The sequence below is a fragment of the Xanthomonas sp. Leaf148 genome (genome assembly GCF_001423585.1).
GTDB lineage: Bacteria > Pseudomonadota > Gammaproteobacteria > Xanthomonadales > Xanthomonadaceae > Xanthomonas.
In genome coordinates, this window is sequence record NZ_LMOP01000011.1 from 262,669 (window position 1) to 282,339 (window position 19,671).

The 19,671-nt window shown below is 66.4% G+C and carries 17 protein-coding genes, 1 other RNA gene and 1 pseudogene; 6 read left to right on the forward strand and 13 right to left on the reverse strand.

Annotated features, from left to right (window positions below):
• Positions 1-187: 187 nt before the first annotated feature.
• The 3 genes and pseudogenes from ASF90_RS24525 to ASF90_RS16815 form a co-directional block, all read left to right on the forward strand.
• Positions 188-325: pseudogene (locus ASF90_RS24525) on the forward strand (alpha/beta hydrolase); the annotation flags it as partial.
• Positions 326-431: 106 nt separating this feature from the next.
• The gene (locus ASF90_RS16810; RefSeq protein WP_055852817.1) at positions 432-830 is read left to right on the forward strand and encodes a host attachment family protein; all 399 of its coding nucleotides are present in this window, start codon (positions 432-434) and stop codon (positions 828-830) included.
• Between the two features lie 156 nt (positions 831-986).
• Positions 987-1,316 carry a thioredoxin family protein gene (locus tag ASF90_RS16815; protein WP_055852819.1) on the forward strand — a complete coding sequence of 110 codons (330 nt, stop codon included), beginning with the start codon at positions 987-989 and terminating at the stop codon, positions 1,314-1,316.
• Positions 1,317-1,404: 88 nt separating this feature from the next.
• Here the strand turns inward: ASF90_RS16815 and ASF90_RS22720 are convergent.
• Positions 1,405-1,479, reverse strand: a non-coding RNA gene (locus ASF90_RS22720) — sX9 sRNA.
• Between the two features lie 433 nt (positions 1,480-1,912).
• On the opposite strand from ASF90_RS22720, the gene proP reads away from it, so the two are divergent.
• Complete coding sequence (gene proP / locus ASF90_RS16820) at positions 1,913-3,403, forward strand: glycine betaine/L-proline transporter ProP (RefSeq protein ID WP_055852821.1); 1,491 nt, start codon at positions 1,913-1,915, stop codon at positions 3,401-3,403.
• A gap of 13 nt (positions 3,404-3,416) precedes the next feature.
• Here the strand turns inward: proP and ASF90_RS16825 are convergent, their stop codons facing one another.
• Positions 3,417-3,875 carry an SRPBCC domain-containing protein gene (locus ASF90_RS16825; protein WP_055852824.1) on the reverse strand — a complete coding sequence of 153 codons (459 nt, stop codon included), beginning with the start codon at positions 3,873-3,875 and terminating at the stop codon, positions 3,417-3,419.
• A gap of 167 nt (positions 3,876-4,042) precedes the next feature.
• Here ASF90_RS16825 and ASF90_RS16830 point away from each other — a divergent pair, with 167 nt between their 5' ends.
• Positions 4,043-4,837 (forward strand): EcsC family protein, encoded by a 795-nt coding sequence (locus ASF90_RS16830; RefSeq protein WP_055852826.1) that lies wholly within the window; start codon positions 4,043-4,045, stop codon positions 4,835-4,837.
• 83 nt (positions 4,838-4,920) lie between these two features.
• Here the strand turns inward: ASF90_RS16830 and ASF90_RS23590 are convergent, their stop codons facing one another.
• Entirely contained in the window at positions 4,921-5,277 is a 357-nt protein-coding gene (locus ASF90_RS23590; RefSeq protein WP_153066506.1) for a hypothetical protein, read from the reverse strand.
• Between the two features lie 184 nt (positions 5,278-5,461).
• Here ASF90_RS23590 and ASF90_RS16835 point away from each other — a divergent pair, with 184 nt between their 5' ends.
• Complete coding sequence (locus tag ASF90_RS16835) at positions 5,462-6,097, forward strand: DUF938 domain-containing protein (RefSeq protein WP_055852829.1); 636 nt, start codon at positions 5,462-5,464, stop codon at positions 6,095-6,097.
• 175 nt (positions 6,098-6,272) lie between these two features.
• On the opposite strand, the gene ASF90_RS16840 is transcribed toward ASF90_RS16835, so the two are convergent.
• The 10 genes from ASF90_RS16840 to ASF90_RS16885 all read right to left on the reverse strand — a co-directional run bounded on the left by ASF90_RS16840 (position 6,273) and on the right by ASF90_RS16885 (position 18,353).
• On the reverse strand, positions 6,273-6,533 hold the full coding sequence (locus ASF90_RS16840) for an AraC family transcriptional regulator (protein WP_082473589.1): 261 nt from the start codon (positions 6,531-6,533) through the stop codon (positions 6,273-6,275).
• 44 nt (positions 6,534-6,577) lie between these two features.
• A complete protein-coding gene (locus tag ASF90_RS16845; RefSeq protein ID WP_055852831.1) occupies positions 6,578-8,374 on the reverse strand; it encodes a hypothetical protein in 1,797 nt (598 codons plus the stop codon).
• The gene (locus ASF90_RS16850; protein ID WP_055852833.1) at positions 8,374-10,638 is read right to left on the reverse strand and encodes a hypothetical protein; all 2,265 of its coding nucleotides are present in this window, start codon (positions 10,636-10,638) and stop codon (positions 8,374-8,376) included. Before ASF90_RS16850 ends, ASF90_RS16845 begins: the two co-directional genes overlap by 1 nt.
• Positions 10,635-11,825 carry a BatA domain-containing protein gene (locus ASF90_RS16855; RefSeq protein ID WP_055852836.1) on the reverse strand — a complete coding sequence of 397 codons (1,191 nt, stop codon included), beginning with the start codon at positions 11,823-11,825 and terminating at the stop codon, positions 10,635-10,637. The genes ASF90_RS16850 and ASF90_RS16855 overlap by 4 nt, the downstream gene beginning before the upstream one ends.
• Positions 11,822-12,211 (reverse strand): hypothetical protein, encoded by a 390-nt coding sequence (locus ASF90_RS24320; protein WP_055852838.1) that lies wholly within the window; start codon positions 12,209-12,211, stop codon positions 11,822-11,824. Before ASF90_RS24320 ends, ASF90_RS16855 begins: the two co-directional genes overlap by 4 nt.
• Positions 12,212-12,449: 238 nt before the next feature.
• The gene (locus ASF90_RS16865; RefSeq protein ID WP_055852841.1) at positions 12,450-13,346 is read right to left on the reverse strand and encodes a DUF58 domain-containing protein; all 897 of its coding nucleotides are present in this window, start codon (positions 13,344-13,346) and stop codon (positions 12,450-12,452) included.
• Positions 13,347-13,356: 10 nt separating this feature from the next.
• A complete protein-coding gene (locus tag ASF90_RS16870; protein ID WP_055852844.1) occupies positions 13,357-14,349 on the reverse strand; it encodes a MoxR family ATPase in 993 nt (330 codons plus the stop codon).
• A gap of 211 nt (positions 14,350-14,560) precedes the next feature.
• Positions 14,561-15,373, reverse strand: coding sequence for a DUF4159 domain-containing protein (locus ASF90_RS16875; protein ID WP_055852846.1), 813 nt, complete (start codon positions 15,371-15,373; stop codon positions 14,561-14,563).
• Complete coding sequence (locus tag ASF90_RS16880) at positions 15,370-16,704, reverse strand: TldD/PmbA family protein (protein WP_055852849.1); 1,335 nt, start codon at positions 16,702-16,704, stop codon at positions 15,370-15,372. Before ASF90_RS16880 ends, ASF90_RS16875 begins: the two co-directional genes overlap by 4 nt.
• A 14-nt stretch (positions 16,705-16,718) precedes the next feature.
• Entirely contained in the window at positions 16,719-18,353 is a 1,635-nt protein-coding gene (locus tag ASF90_RS16885; RefSeq protein ID WP_055852852.1) for a TldD/PmbA family protein, read from the reverse strand.
• Positions 18,354-19,671: the final 1,318 nt, after the last annotated feature.

Genomic DNA, 19,671 nt, shown 5'->3' on the forward strand with positions numbered 1-19,671 from the left:
GCCGGTGACGCAGAAGTCGCTGTGCGGGGAACGGCGCACCAACGCCGAGCGCCGATGCGCGTGCACAGCGCGCGTCTGATGGGTGCGCTACTGCGTGTGCATGTGCATCCCTGCCGCTGATCGTTTTCAGCAGGGATGCAAGGTGTGGCGCCACCGCGCACGTGTGCGACTGCCAACGCCCGGCACGCATGTGTGAGATGGGTTGGGCCGCGGGTTCCATCGCACCGACACGCTGCCGGAAAGCCAGAAGGTGCTGCGCGTGACCGCGCGCTTTTTCAGCCGACATCTGGGGCTGCCGGTGCCAACCTTGGCCGCGCCACGCTAACGCGGCACTGACACCGGCTAGGCACGGCGCTTACATCTTCTCGCCTAGGTTGAGACCGACTGGGTGCAGCACATGCCGCACCGATCATCGAAACAGGAGAAATCGGATGAGCCTGCAAATTCCTCAGGGTGCCTTGGTGGTAGTGGCTGACGGCGGCGAAGCGCGTTGGTTCACCAATACCGGCAACGAAGCCAAGGTGGTGCTGCGCCAGCATGCGCGCACCGATGTGCAGAACGTCGACGACGACGGCCCGGCCGGCAAGGCGCCGCAGGATCTCACCGATGCAGACCGGGACGAAATGACCTTCGCCAAACAGCTGTCGCACGCGTTGAACGATGGCGCACTGAAGCACGAGTACATGCACCTGGTGCTGGTGGCCGACCCGACCACGTTGGGCCGCATCCGTCCGTTGCTGCACAAGGAAACCCAGCAGCGCCTGGTGGGCGATCTGGCCAAGGACCTGACCAATCTGCCGCTGGAAGACATCCAGCGCGCATTATCGTAAGCGCAACGATCGAACCGAGCGCCGTTCGGCCCGCGCGGCCGGCGTTCGGGATCGTGGGGTAGTGTTTGTGCACCGCGCTGCCGGACGCAGCTTGCGCAGCGATCGGTCGCCTGTGCGGTAGGGTGTCGGTCACTTACGGTCATGGAGACAGTGTCGATGGGGTTTGTTCGCGATTACGCCACACAGGCACCGGAGCGTAGTGAGGTGGACGCGCAGGCCGGGCTGCAGCTACTGGAATTCGGCACCGACTGGTGCGGGCATTGCATCGCGGCGCAGCCGTTGTTGCAGAAACTGCTGGGTGGTTATGACGCCATGGCGTACCGCAAGTTCGAAGGCGGAAAAGGGCGGCCGTTGGGTCGCTCCTTTCGGGTCAAGCTCTGGCCGACGGTGATCCTGCTGCGCGATGGCGAAGAAGTCGCCCGCGCGGTGCGCCCGCAGACCCGTGAAGATCTGCAAGATTTGCTGGCGGTGCTGGACGCAGGTTGACGCGCGCTGCGCTTGCAGCCTGCGCTGTGGTGGATGTGTTGCGGTTGCCCCGATCGCGCGCGTCATCGCGCGCAAACGAACCGAGAGCGGCTAAAAATGCAGTGAGCAGTCGTCCGGTGGATGCAGACGGCGCACTAGGAATTGCAATGTACGAGTCGTACATGTCGCGCTGAGCACATGCCGTGCCTGCCTGGCGGCTGCACACGCGTTTTGTTGGCTGCTCCAAGCGTGCAGTGCCACTGCATCAAAACGTCGTCATTGTCATCGCGGAGCAGGCGTTGCTGCCGTTGATGCAATTGCAAAAAAATCAAGAAAAACACCTGAAATCAGCGCAGATACTGCGTCGCGCACGGTCGCGTCTGCAGCCAATTGCTCGCTGTAGTAACATAGCGGGCTGATCAAGCCCTTGGGCGTACGCCCATCCCTTTGGTCATCTGTCCCGCAGCGCCGCTGAGTTGACGCGGCCGTCCGGGAATGCCTCCGGTCTCTCCAGTGCATGTGCTCCTGCCGTGTGTGTGAAGTGCCGTGTCCTGTGTGTTGTCAGGACGAGCGGGCAGCGATGGCCCGCAGCTGCAACGCACCTGGAGACCAAGCACATGCACGACACGCGCGCGATTCGTTCGCACTTCGGTTGGTTCAAACGCCGCCGCCAACTGCAACTCGACGACGTCACCGTGGTGGATCGCAGCATGCTGCGCCGCGCGGTGAGCGCCGCGGCGCTGGGCAACGCGATGGAGTGGTTCGACTTCGGTGTGTACGGCTATCTGGCGGTGACGCTGGGGCAGGTGTTCTTCCCGGCGAGTAATCCCACTGCGCAGTTGATCGCCACCTTTGCCACCTTCACCGTCGCCTTTCTGGTGCGACCCATCGGCGGCATGGTGTTCGGCCCGCTGGGCGACCGCTATGGGCGGCAGAAGGTGCTGGCGGCCACGATGATCCTGATGGCCTTGGGCACCTTCAGCATCGGCCTGATTCCCTCCTACGAACGTATCGGTCTGTGGGCACCGGCATTGCTGTTGCTGGCGCGCTTGTTGCAAGGGTTTTCTACCGGCGGCGAATACGGCGGCGCGGCCACCTTCATTGCCGAATACGCCACCGACCGCAATCGCGGTGTAATGGGGAGCTGGCTGGAATTCGGCACGCTGGGCGGCTATATCGCCGGTGCCGCCACGGTGACCGCATTGCACATGAGCGTGACGCCGTCGCAGATGCTCGATTGGGGCTGGCGCGTGCCCTTTTTGATCGCCGGCCCGCTGGGACTGCTGGGCTTGTACATGCGCATGAAACTGGAAGAAACCCCGGCGTTTCGTGCCTACACCGAGCAATCCGAGCAACGCGAACGGGAGACTGCCGGCCAGGGCCTGATGACCCTGCTGCGCCTGCATTGGCCGCAACTGCTCAAGTGCGTCGGCCTGGTGCTGGTGTTCAACGTCACCGACTACATGCTGCTGACCTATATGCCCAGCTACCTCAGCGTCACCATGGGCTATGCGGAAAGCAAGGGCTTGCTGCTGATCATCCTGGTCATGCTGGTGATGATGCCGCTCAATATTGTCGGCGGCATGTTCAGCGACAAACTGGGGCGTCGGCCGATGATCATCGGCGCGTGCATCGCCCTGTTTGCGCTGGCGATTCCGTGCCTGCTGCTGATCGGCAGCGGCTCGGATGCGCTGATCTTCCTCGGATTGATGCTGCTGGGTTTGGCACTGGTGTGCTTTACCAGCTCGATGCCGTCCACCTTGCCGGCGCTGTTCTACACGCCGGTGCGCTACAGCGCCCTGTCGATCGGCTTCAACGTCTCGGTGTCGTTGTTCGGCGGCACCACGCCGCTGGTCACTGCCTGGCTGGTGGAGCGCACCGGCGACCCGTTGGTGCCGGCGTATTACCTGATGGGCGCGGCGGCGATCGGGCTGGTGACGATGCTGTTCGTGCGCGAAACCGCCGGCCTGCCGCTGCGCGGCTCGCCGCCGGCGGTGGCCAGCGCTGCGGAGGCGCGCGCGTTGCTACAGGCCGATAGCCCGGTCACGGTGGATGCGCAGTTGCCGGTACCCGGCGTGCCGTCGGTAGGCCAGCCGCGCACCGCATGAGCGCGCGCCGCGCTCAGCGCAGTGCGGGGTCGCGGGTGTCGGGCATGTCCGGGTAGGGCATGCCCTGCCCGGTTTCCACATAGCGCTTGAGGCTGCTGCCCAGAAAGTACTGCCAGCCCTGGGTGCACGCCTCCAGACACGGCGAATCGCGGTAGCCGGACTGCACGAATTCCACACGCGTGCCCTCGCTGGTGGAGATCAGATCGAAGCGCATCACCGTGCCCTCCCAGGCCGCGGTGTCGAGCATGTTGGAGCGCTCGCAGCGCCAGCGCACCAGCCGATGGTCGGCGCCTTCGTCGATGCGCAGGACCACTTGCCAGCCGTGGCTGCTCCAGTCCAGGCGCACGCAGTCATCGGCCTGCTGCACCTCGCGCGTCCACCAGCGCGCCAGCTGCACGGGCTCGGATAGCGCGGCGGACACCACTTCCGGTGCGGCGGCGATCACGATGCTGTGGCGGATCTCACGGTTCATCTGATGGGCATTGCCTGCGTGGACGCCGATGATCGCGCATTTTGCCAGCCAATTGCAGCTTTGCCCGATCTGCGGCCGGCCGCTCGTCCGGCGCTCACACGGCGCTGGGTACCATCGACGCAGACCCTATGACGAGAGCAGGCATGACGACGCTTCCGATACCGGTGATGGATATGGCCGCGCAGCGCGACCTGGCCGCGGCGCACGCGCTACTGGAAAACCCCGGCGTGGCAGCCCAGCTGGCCAACGCGCTGGGCGCGCCGATCGAGAGCTTGATCACCAAGCGGCTGCCCAAGATGGTGACCCGCAGCATCGACGGCCTCACCCGTCGCGCGTTGCAGGTGGCCATGAAGTCGGCATTGCTGAGTCTGCGCGGCAAGACCGAGCCGCTGCAGCCGGCCTCCACCACCCGGCACACCCTGGCGGTGGCCGTGGCCGGTGGTGCCGGCGGCTTCTTCGGCCTGCCGGGCCTGATGGTGGAGCTACCGCTGACCACCACCGTGATGCTGCGCTCCATCGCCGACATCGCGCGCGCCGAAGGCGAATCGCTGCAAAGCCCGGACACTGCGCTGGCCTGCCTGGAAGTGCTGGCGCACGGCGGCCGCAGCGTGGTGGACGACGGCGCCGAATCGGGCTATTTCGCGGTGCGCGCGGCAATGGCGCAGCAGCTCAGCGCCGCTGCCCGCCATGTCGCTGCGCATGGCTTCGCCAGCAAGGGCGCGCCGGCCTTGGTGTCGCTGGTCTCGCGCATCGCTGCCAAGTTCTCGGTCAACGTGGGCGAGAAACTCGCCGTGCAGGCGGTGCCGTTGGTAGGCGCGGTGAGCGGCGCCACCCTCAACACGGTCTTTATCCGCCACTTCCAGGCCATGGCCCGCGGGCACTTCATCGTGCGCCGGCTAGAGCGACAGTTCGGCGAGGAGGCGGTGCGGCGGGCGTATGAGGCGCTGCCTCCTGCGCGCTGAGAGGTAACGGCATCGGATCGATCAGCCCTGCCTTGGCTGATCGACCCGATACTTAAAGTCTGCAAGCTGTCATCAGGCCCGAGTCAAATCGGCTGCGCCGTACACAGCGCGCGTGCAGTGGCAGATCCAATGAATTGGTTATTGGCATCGCTCACCATCACCGTGGCATTGATGAAGGTATCGCCCCGCAGGCAATAGAAAGAACAGTCGGAACTATTTGTGCAGTTCCTGGGGAAGATGGCACCGGCCGTGTTGCTGAAACTCCACGCATATTTAAATGGTTGCGGAGACCCCGGGCTATCTACCCCTGCCCAACAATAATCGCTGCCCGTGCAATCAAGCAGCACGGTTGATGCTTGTGCGTTAGCGCTCGGTGCGTACATCAGGCTGGCAGCGGCTAACAAGATACTTGCGGTGCAAAAAGTAACGGCCTTGTTCATGCACATATCCTCGTGAGTAGGTCCCCCGACCGAGATAGTGCATCGTTGGCGCTTCAAGAGATGGGATGTAGATCCATATTCCATATGCCTATCACCCAAGACGTCCTGATCGGAAATTTGGTCACTTGACCTCGCATGGCATGTCGCCAGGCATAATCGAGAATTCAAGATGCGTTCCAGTACGATGACCAAGCCCTTCTCTCCCGCTTCCGCACGTAACCGCGATCCGATTCTTGCCGTGTTACAGCGTCACTTCGCCGATCGCCACCATGTGCTGGAAATCGGCGCAGGCACCGGCCAGCATGCGGTGCATTTTGCTGCGGCGATGCCGTGGTTGCAGTGGCAGGCAAGCGATCACGCCGATCATCTGCCGGGCATGCAGCAATGGCTGGATGACGCCGCGCTACCCAACACGCCGCCGCCAATCGCCATGCAGGCTGTACTGACGCCGACGTCTGGTCTGGCGCCACTGCCGGCCTTGCCCGCACTGTCCGATGGTCAGCGTGGTTTCGATGCAATCTACAGCGCCAATACCTTGCACATCATGGGCTGGCCGCAGGTGCAGGCCTTGTTTGCGGGCTTGCCCGAGGTGATGGCACCGCAGGCAGTGCTGGTGGTGTACGGGCCGTTCAATCGCGATGGTCAGTTCACCAGCGACAGCAATCGCGACTTCGATGCGATGTTGCGCGCGCGCGATGCGGCATCGGGCATTCGTGATGCGGCCGACGTGGACGCGCTGGCTGCGCAGGTGGGCCTGCAGCTGGTGGACGATGTGGAAATGCCGGCCAACAACTGCTGCCGGGTGTGGCGTCGGGGCTAGAACGCGTTGGCGTTTTGATGCGCGCCGGTCGTGCAGTTGCCGACGAGGATCGCATCCGCGCCAGCGGCGGCAGTCATCGCATCGCCGACCGTGTAGCGCTGCCGTTGGCCTCTATCGCGTTGTCGTAATGGCCGCACTGCAGCGCGCGCGCTGGATCGCACGCGGCGCCATCGCATCATTCCTGCGGCGGATCGCGACGGACGGCTTGCGGCGTCTTGCCGGTCCAGACCCGGAAGGCGCGGACGAACGCGTTGGTATCTTCAAACCCGAGCAGCAAGGCGATCTCTGCGCTGGACATCATGGTCTTGCGCAGATAATGCTCGGCCAGCGCCGCGCGCACCTTGTCCAGCGTGTGCTGAAACATGGTGCCTTGCTCATGCAGGCGGTGCTGCAATGTGCGGCTGCTCACTCCTAGCCTAGGCGCTTGGTAGGACATACGGCAGCGTTCAAACCTTGGGCGCACGCATCACACATCGCTGCCTAGGTGGCAGGTGTCGCGCGTGCGCTGCGCCACCGTTCCAACCACCACAGCACCGCCGCCGCGGCGACAAACCCCAGCCACCATGGCCAGCGTGGGCCGGGCTGGGGCATTGGGCGTGCCTGATGTGGCGTAGCGCTGTGGTTGATGAGTGCACGCGTTGCATCGCGTTGCGTGTTGGCGAACAGGGCAGGCGCGTCGGCAGGTGCGCGGATGTAGAGCGCGCCGCTGCGTGTTGCGTCTTGCCAGCGATACCAACCGGTGTGCTCGGGCCAGAGGGCGGCGCAGGCCGCCGCGCCGGTGCCGGGGTCCGGTGGCAGTGGGTGGGTGGCGCCATCGGGCGAAAGCAGCTGTGCATCGCGGCTCAGGTTGCAGACGCTGATGCGTTGGTCGCGCCAACCAACGCGGGTGGGGCCGCGCGCTGTGGGTTGGGCGCGCGTCAGCGGCGAGAGCGTCTGGCTCCACAGCGCAGCATGCAGATCGGGTTGGCCTTGCAGCAACAGGCGGTAGCTGTCGGTGACGGCGATCAGGCCGATACGCCCGCGCCCGATGGCGCGCCACCACGCGTACGGCGTGCCGTTGGATGCGCGCAACACGGCGATGGCATCGGGGGCGTCGGGAACCAGCGTGCGGCGTTCCAGGGTGAGCAGTGCCTCGCTTGTGGCAGCGCGCGCGTCCGCTGCCTGCTGTGGCGATTGCGGATGCAGCGCCTGCTGTGAGGCATTGGATGCGGGCGCGACCAGCAGCGGCGCGGCGGCGTTATCGCCACGCAGCGGCAAGCCCAGCGCGGCGATGGCAGTGCGTTGTGCGGCATCGAGCGGGCCGCTGAGGCGCAGTAACAGGCCCAGGCCGCGTTCGACCGCTGCACGCACTGCATCGCGTTGCAGCCGCGACAGGCTGGCCAGCGCACGCTCGTCGAGGATCAGCAGGTCGCTGCGGTCCAGCGTGGCGGCGTCCAGCGCACGCGGCGCGTCGCCCAGCTGCATGCCGCCGCCGGTGGCGATCTGGGTGTGCAGGTCCAGGCCGGCGTCGTGCGCCCAGCGGCGCAGATATTTGAGCTCGGGTTGCGGGGCGCCGGCGATGATCCAGAGGTTGGCGGCAGGGCTCTCCACCACGGTGACCGGCACCTCGGCCTGGTCGCGTGGGCGTGCGTCCGGCCCGAGCACGCGCACCACAAAAACGCTGTCGCCAGCGGCGCGCACGCTGCCGCCGAGCTGGAAGCGGCCGTCAGCGTCGGGCGCAACCAGATCGACGCGGCGCCCCGCCGGGTCCAGCAGTTCGAGCCTGGCCTCGTGCACACCGGTGATGCGGCCGTGGATCCGCAGATCGGCCCCTGGCGCCAGTAACGATGGCGTGGACAGCTCGCTCAAGCCCGGCGTGGGCGCTGGAGCGGTGTAGCGCAGCGGCCAGCCGCGCGCGGTGTCGCGGTCGCGCGCGGGCAGGCCGGCGCCGACGATGCGCAGCCCGGTGGTGCCGGGATGGCGACGCAAGGCGGTGGCCAGATCCGGCATGCGCTCGGCATGGCGCAGCGCGGCCGGGGCTTCGGGTAGCGCGATGCCCGCGTCGCCGGGCGCGATGGTCAGCGCTGCCGTGTCGCTGCCGGCAGTGGCGACCACCAGCGTGCCGCCATGCCCGGGCAGCGACGGCGGGACCAGTGCGCAATACAGCAGCGCGGCGCACAGCGGCTGCAAGGCGAGCAGCGCGGCCTTGCGCCAGCCGGCGATAGGGGCGCGGCGCAGGCGCCACCACGCCAGCAGCGTGATGCCGGCCAGGGTGGCGATGATGATCCAGGCCGGCATCAGCGGCGCTCCTGTGCGTGCAGGGCATCGAGATAGCGCTGGCCGCCAGCATCGGGGGCAGTGCGCGGTTGCACGGCAGCCGGCGGACGCACCAGTACCGGCCACAGCAGCGCGCGCAGGCGTTGCCGGCAGCTGGCGCAGTCGGGTGTGGCGCGCAGGGTCTCGACGGCGGCGGCCAGGTCCAGCGGGGCATCGAGCTGGGTCTCGTGCGCCGGCAGCCAGCGCGCGAAGGCGTCCAGTGCGGCGGCATCCTGGGCGGGCGCAGCGTTGCCCAGCGCCTGCCAGAGCGCCATCGGTTGCGGATCCGGGCTGGTGCGCGCGTCCAGGGCAGCGGCGCCGCGCGCCAGTCCGTCGCGCTTGCCGCTCATGCGCCGGCTGGGGTCGATCGGCGGCAGTTGCGTGCCGACGCGTGCCAGATAGATGCGCTCGGCCTGCTGCACCTGCTTGATGAAGCCCAGCGCCTTGTTGGCGAACGGCAGCGCGCGCTCGGGGTGGCCCTGGCGCAACTCGCCTTCGGATTGCCACATCTGGTCCAGCGCCGCGCGCAGCAGGGCGCGGGTCTGCGGGTCCAGCAAGGTGGCCGCTTCGGCGTGGTCGTGGGTGTGGCCGAACTCGGTCAGCACGTCCTGCGCCTGGCCGAAGCCGCTGCGCTCGGGGCGCCCATCCGCGTGATCGTGGTCGTGGTCGTCCAGGGCAGCGGCGCCGCTGGCGGGGGCGGCGGCGTGGTCATGATCTGTGTGTGGTTGCGTGGCGTCATGGGCGTGCTCGTCCGGCGCGGCCGGCGCATCGGCGGTGGGCATGTCGGCCGTGGGCAGGGCATCGGCCGGGGCGTCGCTGGTGGGCGGTGCGTCGGCGGTCGGCGGGCCCTTTGGCGCGCCTTCGCTTTCTTCGCCCAGGAACTGGCCGTAGCGCAGCCGCAGCAGGCGCTGGTCCACGCCGATGGCGTCGGCGCGTTTGAGATAGGTGGCCGCGTCCAGGCGCGGTTTTTCCTTCAGCAGCGCCTCGGCGTCGATGATGATCTGGCGCTGGCTGCGGAAGTAGGCCGGCAAGGTCTGTTTGACGCTCGCCTCCAGGCCGGCGGCCATGGTCTGTTCCGGCGGCGGCCAGCGCAGGATCACGCTGGCGCTGCGGCCTTCCTGCGGGCCGGGCTGGCGGGTGTCATGCACGATGAGCTGCGCGATCAGGTCATCGCCGGCGGCCATGCCCAGCGCCTGCGGCTGCAGCGTGGCGGCGAAGTTGCGGCGGGTAACCGGGCCGCTGCCGGTGAGCGTGCGGCCCTGGGTCTTGAAGGTGATGTTCTCGCCGCTGCCCTGGGCCAGGGTCAGGCGCAGCTCGGCGCTGGCGGCCACGGCGTAATCGTCGCTGGCTTCGAAGCGTAGTGCCCAGGCGCCATTGGCCGGTGTCCACAGCACCAGGCTCTGCTCGGGGGCGAGCACGCGCACCTGCGGCGGGCGGTCCGGCAGCACATCCAGCCGGTGCAACTGGCGGTCGGCGGGCGTGCCGTCGATGAGAATGCGGTACAGGTTGGCGCGCGTGGCGATCCATTGGCCCTGCCATTGGTCGCTGCTGCCCTGCCGGGTCAGCGGGATGAGGCGGCCGTCGGTGAGCCGCAACGCCACGTTGCGCGGGGCCGGGCTGACCTGCAGTTGCCAGTCCAGCCGGGTGCCGGCGGGCACGCGCGCATCCAGGCCGGGCAGCCGCGCGGCGGGCAGGCCGGTGTAGGCCGGCGGTGTGCTGCGCAGCTGCGCCTGACGCAGCATCGCGGCGCCGCTGCTGGCACGCGCAGCGGCCACGCGGTCGGCAGGGGCGGCTGGCGGCAGCTCACGCGGCGGCCACAGCAGCAGCGCGCTGCAGGCGGCCAGGCCGAGCAGGCTCCAGGGCCATGCGCGCCGCCACGGCCAAGCCGGGCGCAGATCGCGCGGAGTGCTGCGCAGGCGCTGCTCCAACCGCTGACGTTGCAGCACCTGCAGCGCGCCAAGTTGCGTGGCCGGTGCGAACAGCAGGTCGCTGCTGTCGTCCAGGTCCGGTTCGCGATCCAGCCGGCGGATCAGCCAGGTCTGGTCCAGCTGCCGCGCCGCGTGCAGCGCGATGGCGACCAGCATCGCGACGCCCACCAGCAACAGCGGCACCACCGCGGCGTGTGCGCCCATACGCCAGGCACCCGCGCCCGCCAGCAGCGCCAGCGGCCACCCGAACACCAGCACCCCGGCAGCGCGACGTCGGCGTGCGGCCTGCCAGGCGCGCTGCAGTGGGGGCGTGCTCATGCCGCGCTGCTCCGGCGTGGCGCGGTGGCCAGCCAGCGCTCGAGCGCAAACAGCAGCAACACCACACCGACCAGCCACGGTGCCAGCGGCCATGGCGGCGTGGTCAGCCGAATCGCGCCGCCGCGCTGCGGCTGTTGGGTCTGCGCCAGGGCGCGCTGCGGGATGGGCGGTGGCTGCAGCGCAGCGTGCAGGCGGGTGGGGAACCCGGCGTCCAACAACGCCGGCAGCTGCTGCGGCTGCAATGGCGCGGCCCAGCGCAGCAGGCGCCCACGCCCGAAGGCGGCGGCGTCGAGCACCGGCTGCCCCTGTGTTTCGAGCACGGGTTGCAGCGGCGCGGCGAGTGCGGGCGGCACCGGCGTGCGCGCATCCAGCAGCAGCTGGCCGCCGGCCGCAACCCACTCCAGCACCGGCGCGGGCGGGGCGGTGGGCGACAGCCACGCCACTACCGTGCCGGGTGTCCAGCGCGCCGGCGCGGCATCGGCAGGCGCGCTCACCGGCAAGCTGCCCGGCAGCGCCCAGGCGGCATGCACCGCGCGCAGATAGCGCAAGGCCGGTGCGGCGCGGTCGTCGGCAATTGCCTGCACGCGCAGCGGTACGGTGGCAGTTGTGGCGGCCACCGGCGACGCACCGGGCAGCACCTGCCACTGCACTGCACGCGACAGCTGCACCCGTTGCGCATCCACCACGCCCCACTGCGCGGGCACGATCACGCTGAGCGGCGCGTCTGCGGGCAGGCTGGCATCGAGTTCGCGCAGCAGGCTGCCGACAGGTTGCGGACTGCCGGCTTGAGCATCATCACTGGTGGCGACATCTGCCTTGGCATCGATCGGTGCAAAGCCCGGCGCCAGCCACACCCATTGCGCATCCTTGGGCTGCGCCAGCGCGCGTGCCGCGGCCAGGTCCACACCCGGGCTCACTGCGATACGCGGGCGCGCATCCTGATGCGCACGCAACGCCGGCTCTGCCAGCAGCAGTGCCAACGCTGCCAATAGCAGCAGGCGCACCAGCAGCAACGGCAGCTCATCCAGGCGCACGCGGTGGCGTGGGCGTGGCACTGCACGCAACCAGCGCAGCGCAGCGAAGTCGGTAGGCCGGTGCTCGCTACGCCGCGCCAGATGGATCAGCAGCGGCAGCAGCAGGGCGGCCAATGCCGCGAGCCCGGCGGGGACTAGCAACAGCAAGTTCATTGCCATGCCTCTGCGCTGACGTTGTGCGCGAGTGCATGCATGGTGCTGCCGGTGTGCGGGTGGCTGTGGGTAGGGTGGGTTTGCTGGCTCAGCGGCAACGGCAGTTGTAGCCGTGACTCCAACTCCAATCGCAATCGCATCCAGAGTTGCAAGCCGCGCACGCGCGCGACGGTGGTCGGCGTTGTACTCATGCGAAGACGTTGCCTAGGCAACTGCAACTGCAGTGGCATACGGAGTTGCATGATGTGCACGTGCTCGACGTTGGTCAGCGTTGTACCCGTGCGAAGACCTCGCCTAGGTAACTGCGGCCGCAACTGCGACTGCAATCGCAACAGCGGTGGCATGCGCAGTTGCATGGCGTGCGCATGCGCAACGATGGTCTGCATTGCACTCATGCGCAGGCGTCGCCCGGGTAATGCAGATACATCGCGCACGGCGCTGTACGCCGCGCTGGTATCGACATGCCACGCGCGATGCTACCCGGCACGCGTGGCTGCCTCTGCGTACGTTGCCCGCTGACTGCAGGAGGCGTTTGCCGCTGTGGTGGCTGCTGTACCGCCACTGCCGACAGCGAGACCGATCGCGCGCTGGAATGCGCCGTCGTCGCCCCGCGCAGGCACGCGCTCATCGAGCCGTACCCTGACCGAACAGCTGGCGCAGCGCGGCATCGGCTGGCGCATCCAGGTAATGCACCGCATGCGCGATGCCGGCCGCCTGCCAGCGCGCCTGCCGTGCGCGCTGGGCCGCGGCAAAGCGTTGCAGATAGTCGTCGCGCATCGCCGCGCCGTCGCCGAGCAGTTCTTCGCCGGTTTCCGGGTCGCGGAAGCGGTGCCCGCCGCTGAATTGAAAATCGCGTTCGTCGCAGGTGAGCACCTGCAGCTGCAGCACTTCACGACGCGCGGCGGCGAACTTTTCCAATGCGCTCGCCAGTTCTTCATCGAACCCATCGCCGATGGACAGCAGCAGATCGTGCGCGGCGATGCGTTCCCACAACGGCCGCAACGCCTCCAGCCCGGGCCAGCGGCCGCCGGCGCGCAAGCCGTGCAGGGCCAGCCACAGCCGGTCGCGCTGACGGCTGCCGACACCTGCTGGCACCGCAACCAGGCCGCCGCCATGCAAGGCATACAGGCCGACGCGGTCGCCTTGCTGCAGCGCCACTTCGGCCGCGCAGGCGGCCAGTGTCGCCATCGTCTGCAGGCGGGTGTGCTCCGGCCGCGCGCTGTCGGTTTGCCCGGCCGACGCGGTGGCATCGAGCAGCAACCACAGCGTCAGCGGGCTTTCGCGCTCGGCTTCGCGCACGAAAAACCGGTCCGAGCGCGCGTAGAGCTTCCAGTCGATCTGGCGCAGCGCATCGCCCGGCTCGTAGGCGCGGTATTGCGCAAATTCCAGCCCGGCGCCGCGGCTGCGGCTGGCGTGCTGGCCAATCCCGTGCCCGCCCTGCGCCTGACGCGCACGCAGCTGCAAGCCGCGCAAACGGCTGCGCACATCGGCGGGAATCAGAGCCGGCAGCGGTGGATGCATGGCGCTGCGCTCAGTTCGGGAACGGCACCGCGCGCAGCAGCGCGGCGACCACATCATCGGCACTGCGTTGTTCGGCTTCGGCAGCGAAGGACAGCAGCAACCGATGTCGCATCACCGGCGCCGCAAGCGCCAGCACATCCTCGCGGGTGGCGGCCAGCCGGCCATGCAGCAACGCGCGCGCCTTGGACGCCAGCACCAGCGACTGCCCCGCACGCGGGCCGGCGCCCCATTTGATCCATTGCCGCACCTCATCGCTGGCCTGCGGGCCGGGACGGCTTGCCCGCACCAGGCGATTGATCCAGGTCAGCAGATCCGCGCTCACATGCACCTGCCGCACTTGCCGCTGCAGCGCCTGCACGCTGGCCGCATCCATCACCTTGGGCACCTGCGCGCTTGCGCTGCCGGTGGTCTGACTGAGGATGTCGCGCTCTTCCTGCTCGCTGGGGTACTCCACGCGCACATGCAGTAAAAAACGATCCAGCTGCGCTTCCGGCAGCGGGTAGGTGCCGGCCTGCTCGATCGGGTTCTGCGTGGCCAGCACGAAGAACGGATCCGGCAACGCATAAGTGGTGCCGGCATAGCTGACCGTGCGCTCGCTCATCGCCTCCAGCAATGCGGCCTGGGTCTTGGGCGGGGTGCGATTGAGTTCGTCGGCGAGCAGCAGGTTGGTGAAGATCGGGCCTTGCTGAAACCGGAAATGCCGGTGCCCGGTGCCGTGGTCTTCTTCCAGCAACTCGGTGCCCAGGATGTCGCTGGGCATCAGATCGGGGGTGAACTGCACGCGGCGGAACTGCAGTTCCAATGCCTGGCCAAGCGAACGCACCAGCAGCGTCTTGCCCAGCCCGGGCGCGCCTTCCAGCAGGCAGTGGCCACCAGCCAACAGGCCGATCAATAGCTGCTCCACCACCGCATCCTGCCCAACCACGGCCTGGGCCAAAGCGGCGCGCAGCGCGCCAAGTTGCGAGAGCTGGGCAGTGAGTGTGTCTTCGTCGGGGGAGGTCATGCGGAGTCTCTGATGATGTGGCGGCGTGCGTATCGCGTATTGGCGCGTAGTACGGTGTTATCGATGGTGTTGCATGGTGCGAGCAGGTTCCTGCGAAGCCACGGTGATCTGCGTATGCGATGAGGTTACCCAGCCAGACGTGCCTTACGTAAGAGCGTGCCTGCGCGCGACACGTTATCGGTGGGCCGCATCGCGCGCGCTGCGCAGCATGTCAGTTGGTCAACGCATACATCACGATGTTCACGCCGAACTTGGTGTTGTCTTCGGCCAGAAAACGTTTGTTGCGCCAGTCGTAATCCCATTCGCAGCCGTAATCCTTGTTGCTGTAGAGCACACCCAATCTTCCATCGATGCTGATGCCCTTGAGGTAGTCGTGCACCAGATCATCGCCCCAGCCATTGAGTTCGAAGCCGGTGGCGGGCGGGCCGTCCGGGAACTTGAAGAATGCGCTGTAAAGACGATGGTTCTTCGGTAATTTCTGCAGCGCGCTCTTGCCGAACAGCGCGGTCATCTGCGCCTCGAACGAGGTGGCGAACAAGCCATCGATATCGTGGTTGCAGTCGTCCACAAACACGAAGCCGCCGTTACGCACGTACTGTTCGAAATTGCGCCGCTCGGCCGGATTGAATTCCACCAGCTTGTGCCCGGACAGATAGCAGAACGGCGCTTGCAACATGCGCGGATCGGCCAGGTCGATGACGTGTTCTTCCGGGTCCACCCGCAGCTGCGTGTAGTCGATCAACGAGGTGATCAGGTTGGATGGCATGCGCGCATCCACATCCCAATCGCCAGAGTCGTAGCGCAGCCGCGTAAACCAGAAGTCGTAAGCGCCGGCCGCACGCGCCGGCCATGGCAGCGCCAAACTGGCAGCGCTGCCAAGCAGCAGCTGCAGGAAATGGCGGCGCGTTGCAGGCGCCGGGAGGGAACCTGGAACCGGAAGCACTCGTGAACACTCAGGTTGAGAGAAGCCGCTCTTGCTCTCCCATTCCCGATTCCCGACTCCCGATTCCCGGCTCCTACTCACACCGCATCCGACAACGAGGTAAACGTGAAATCACGCAGCCGCATCGGCGGGATCATCATCACGTAGCTGGATTCATCGCCGGCCACGCGTACCGGCTTGCCCAGTTCGTCGATGTTGTTGAGCATGATGATCGGCGATTCGTTGAAGCGGAAATTCTTCACCGGGTACTTGATCTGCCCGTTCTCGATGTAAAAGGTGCCATCGCGGGTCAGCCCGGTCAGCAACACGGTCTGCGGATCAACCATGCGGATGTACCAGGTGCGCGTGACCAGGATGCCTTTCTCGGTGCCGCGCACCAGCTCGGCGATGTTCTTGTCGCCGCCGGCCATCAGCAGATTGCCCGGCTCGCCGATCGCACGCTTGCCGTTCTTCTGCGCCCAATAGCGCGAATACTGCAGGTTGGCGACCTTGCCGTTTTCGACGATGGACATCTTCTCGCGCGGCAGGCCTTCTTCGTCCCACGGCATCACTGCTGCACGCGCGTCCCATGGGTCGGCGGTGATGTTGACGCGCGGGTCGTATACCTGCTCGCCCAGTTTGTTGCCGCCGCCTTTCTTGGACAGGAAGCTGCGGCCCTCATCGGCCATGCGCGCATCGAAGTAGCGCATCATGAACGAGATCAAGCCGGCCGCTGCTGCCGGCTCCAGAATCACGGTGTATTTGCCCGGTTCCAGCGCCTTGGCTTCGGCTGAATCGCTGGCCTTGCGCATCGCGATGCGAACGTCCTGCTCGGCCTTGAAGTCGGATGCGTCCTTCAGATTGCGCCCCACCCAGCCCGAGCCGCGGCCGTCTTCGGTGCGCACGGTGCAGGTGTAGTCGAAGCGTGCGTTGCGCTGATAGCCGAAGTTGCCCTTGCTGTTGGCGAACGCGGTAAAGCTCTGGCCATCTTCCAGAAAGCCGGCCGCGATCAAGCCCTTGCCCTTGCAGGGGGCGATCGAATCGGCTGCGACCTGCGCGCGGAACGCCGGGTCTACCGCTGCAGTGGATGCGCTGAAGGTGGGGCTGGCGGTGTAGGTCTGCTTGTCGACGGCCGGCATGAACTCCGGATTCTCCGGTGCCAGCTTTGCCAGATCTTCGGCGCGGCGTACCACGCGCTCGAGCGATGCATCGTCGAACTCGTTGATGGTGGCGGTGCCCACGCGCTTGCCAAACGCCACCTGCACCTGCAGATCGGTGTTGTCGACAATGCCGCTGGTGGACACGTTATTGAGCGCAAAACGGATATTGCCGTCGATGGCGCCAGTGAGCGTGGCGGTGCACTCATCGGCCTTGGACAGTTTGATGACCTTGTCCAGGATGGCCTTGGCCTGCGCTTCGGTAAGGATGCTCATGTGGGTTTCTCCTGTCAGCCGAGCGAGCGGGCGGTGCTGATGACGTTGATGCCATCGAAGCGTGCGGTGGACGAACCATGCGAGACCGCCGAGGACTGGCTGGGCTGGCCCTTGCCATCGAAGAACGAACCGCCCAGGCGGTAGTCGCGCTGATCGGCCACCGCGCTGCAGGCATTCCAGAATTCTGGCGTGCGGATCTGGTAGGCCACGTCTTCGAGCATGCGGGTAATCGCACCATTCTTGATTTCGTAAAACAACTGGCCACCGAACTGCGCGTTGTAGCGCTGTTGGTCGATGGAGAACGAGCCGTCGCCGATGATGTAGATGCCGTTCTCGACGTTCTTGATCAAGTCGCTCACGCTCAGCGGCGTCTTGCCGGCGGCCAGCGACACATTGGCCATGCGCTGGAACTGCACGCTCGACCACGAGTCCGCGTAGCAGCAACCATCGGAGGCGGTCTTGCCAAGGATATGCGCTTGATCGCGGATCGCCTGGTAGTCCACCAGCTTGCCGTCGCGGATCAGGTCCCACTGTTTGGTCTTGACGCCTTCATCGTCGTAACCCACCGCGCCCAGGCTGCCGGGCTGGGTCTTGTCGGCGAGGATATGCACCTTGTCGCTGCCGTACTGGAAACCGGCCCTGAGCTTGTCCAGCGTGGCGAAACTGGTGCCGGCGTAGTTGGCCTCGTAGCCGAGCACGCGGTCCAGCTCCAGCGGGTGGCCCACCGATTCGTGGATGGTGAGCCAGGTGTGCGAGGGGTCCAGCACCAGGTCGTACTTGCCCGGCTTCACCGACGGCGCCTTGAGTTTTTCCTGTGCCTGCTTGGCGGCGGCGATGGCATCTTCCTTCATGTCGTAGGACAGGCCGTAGTTCACCACGCCATTGGGCGAGACGAACTTGCCCGATGCTGCGCCATCCAGATATTCGTAGCCCAGGCCCATCGGCGCGGACAGCCCCTCGCGGGTGCGGAACTTGCCGCTGGCCTTGTCGATGGCGGTCACGGTCAGTGGCGCCCAGATGCGATGCACATCCTGGTCGATGTAGGAGCCATCGGTGCTGGCAAAATACTTTTGTTCGTTGACCACGAACAGCATCGAGTTGACGAAGCTGGCGCCGGCCGCGGTGGCGGCGGCATTCACACCCAGCAGCAGATCCACCTTGTCCTTGATCGGCACCTCCATCGCGTTCTTGGTGATCGGCGTCTTCCAGCTGACCTCGCCAACACCGGGCGTGGGCGCCAGCTGCACCGGCGTGCCCTGCACCTTGGCATTGGCCTTGGCGATGGCAGCGGCCTGTGCGGCGGCCTTGGCCACGCCCTGCTCGGTCAGATCGTTGGTGGCAGCAAAGCCCCACGCACCGCCCACGATCACGCGGATGCCGGCACCGATGGATTCGGTGTTGACCACATTCTGCACCTTGTCTTCGCGGGTGATCACGAACTGGCGCAGATAGCGGCCGATGCGCACATCGCAATAACTCGCGCCGGCCTGACGCGCGGCAGTGAGCCCGGCATCGGCCAGGCGCTTCTTGCGGCCCACATCGAAGGGCGTCAACAACTGTTCGGCGGCAATCGCCTTGCCGAAGTAGGCCGGCACGATCAGCCCGCCCATGGTCAGCCCGGTCAGGGCCAGGAAATCACGTCGCTGCACGGCAACTCCCCAATAGTCCCGCGCGGCGCGCAGGTGGTGTGGTGACGCGCACAGCTCTGCACGCGGTATCCCCGATTCTTGCCGGGCGAAGAATGCGGCGTCAAATGACTTTCGGCAGGGGGGTGTGGGTAAGCGATGTCCCACATGACGTCAGTGACGCGGCGGATCTGTCTTGAAACGTGGCGAACACGACTGGCTGCACATGGGTGCTACATCATCGCCGCGACACGCGGTTGATCGATGCCGCACGCGTTTGTCCTGTTGACGATCGCGCCTTGCGTGAAGATCGCAGGGTTGTGCGCAGTAGTTGTCTTACATGTTCCAAACAGCTGGAAAAAGGCTGTGGAGGCTTTGGTCGCGCAGTGATACAGCTGCGGCTTTGCTGCAGGGTCCTTGCCCGCCTACCATCGCGGGACACGCTGCAAGTACGTCCATGTAAGCTCTTTGGCGGCATCCATGCCGCCAAAGGTCCCGCGACGGTAGGCGGGCAAGGACCAGTGAAGAGGGTCGGTGTGTTGGTTTTCAACAAGCGATCGATCAACGTGCCGGTGCGGTGTCCTTACCGCTTGCCGGACCCTGTGGCGGCATGGATGCCGCCACGGAGCGTCCAAGGATGGATTCACAGCGTGTCCTGCGAGCGGTGAGGACACCGCATCCCCGACGCACCAGGCATTTGACTGCATCCGAGAGGCGGTATGTCTCGACGTCTCTGTGCTTCTGAGCCTAGTAGCCGCAGTGGATGTCTCAGTCGCGCACCGCTAGGGCTGCGGTTTCGCTGCAGGGTCCTTGCCCGCCCACCATCTCGGGACACGCTGCAAGTACGTCCATGTAAGCTTTTTGGCGGCATCCATGCCGCCAAAGGTCCCGCGACGGTAGGCGGGCAAGGACCAGTGAAGAGGGTCGGTGTGTTGGGTTTTCAATAAAGCGGCCAGCACACTGTCTGGTGCGGTGTCCTTACCGCTTGCGGGACCCTGTGGCGGCATGGATGCCGCAACGGAGCGGGCAAGGATGGATTCACAGCGTGTCCCGCGAGTGGTGAGGGCGCCGGGCTCTCGACGAACTGTGGCGGTTTGAGTGCCCAACGGAACCATCGAGCGATGGAGGCAAGCCGTGTCTCGTAAGAGCTGAAGGCGGCACACCAAGACCAGCAAAAAGCCGTCCCGTCAGCCGCTTCCAGTCCAACACTTTCAGCCCAACGAATACGCGGTATTGATCACCTTGATGCCCTCGAAGCGCGCGGTGGACGAGCCATATGACTTAGATGACCAAGCCGCAGCATTGGTACGCAGGATGCTGGAGTTAAAGGATTTCGGTGGAT

What these genes read in the sequence shown, in the direction of transcription:
- ASF90_RS16810 (WP_055852817.1), top strand. Translation starts at nt 432, where the DNA reads ATGAGCCTGCAAATTCCTCAGGGTGCCTTGGTGGTAGTGGCTGACGGC.
- ASF90_RS16815 (WP_055852819.1), top strand. Translation starts at nt 987, where the DNA reads ATGGGGTTTGTTCGCGATTACGCCACACAGGCACCGGAGCGTAGTGAG.
- proP (WP_055852821.1), top strand. Translation starts at nt 1,913, where the DNA reads ATGCACGACACGCGCGCGATTCGTTCGCACTTCGGTTGGTTCAAACGC.
- ASF90_RS16825 (WP_055852824.1), bottom strand. Translation starts at nt 3,875, where the DNA reads ATGAACCGTGAGATCCGCCACAGCATCGTGATCGCCGCCGCACCGGAA.
- ASF90_RS16830 (WP_055852826.1), top strand. Translation starts at nt 4,043, where the DNA reads ATGGATATGGCCGCGCAGCGCGACCTGGCCGCGGCGCACGCGCTACTG.
- ASF90_RS23590 (WP_153066506.1), bottom strand. Translation starts at nt 5,277, where the DNA reads ATGAACAAGGCCGTTACTTTTTGCACCGCAAGTATCTTGTTAGCCGCT.
- ASF90_RS16835 (WP_055852829.1), top strand. Translation starts at nt 5,462, where the DNA reads ATGACCAAGCCCTTCTCTCCCGCTTCCGCACGTAACCGCGATCCGATT.
- ASF90_RS16840 (WP_082473589.1), bottom strand. Translation starts at nt 6,533, where the DNA reads ATGTCCTACCAAGCGCCTAGGCTAGGAGTGAGCAGCCGCACATTGCAG.
- ASF90_RS16845 (WP_055852831.1), bottom strand. Translation starts at nt 8,374, where the DNA reads ATGCCGGCCTGGATCATCATCGCCACCCTGGCCGGCATCACGCTGCTG.
- ASF90_RS16850 (WP_055852833.1), bottom strand. Translation starts at nt 10,638, where the DNA reads ATGAGCACGCCCCCACTGCAGCGCGCCTGGCAGGCCGCACGCCGACGT.
- ASF90_RS16855 (WP_055852836.1), bottom strand. Translation starts at nt 11,825, where the DNA reads ATGAACTTGCTGTTGCTAGTCCCCGCCGGGCTCGCGGCATTGGCCGCC.
- ASF90_RS24320 (WP_055852838.1), bottom strand. Translation starts at nt 12,211, where the DNA reads ATGCAGACCATCGTTGCGCATGCGCACGCCATGCAACTGCGCATGCCA.
- ASF90_RS16865 (WP_055852841.1), bottom strand. Translation starts at nt 13,346, where the DNA reads ATGCATCCACCGCTGCCGGCTCTGATTCCCGCCGATGTGCGCAGCCGT.
- ASF90_RS16870 (WP_055852844.1), bottom strand. Translation starts at nt 14,349, where the DNA reads ATGACCTCCCCCGACGAAGACACACTCACTGCCCAGCTCTCGCAACTT.
- ASF90_RS16880 (WP_055852849.1), bottom strand. Translation starts at nt 16,704, where the DNA reads ATGAGCATCCTTACCGAAGCGCAGGCCAAGGCCATCCTGGACAAGGTC.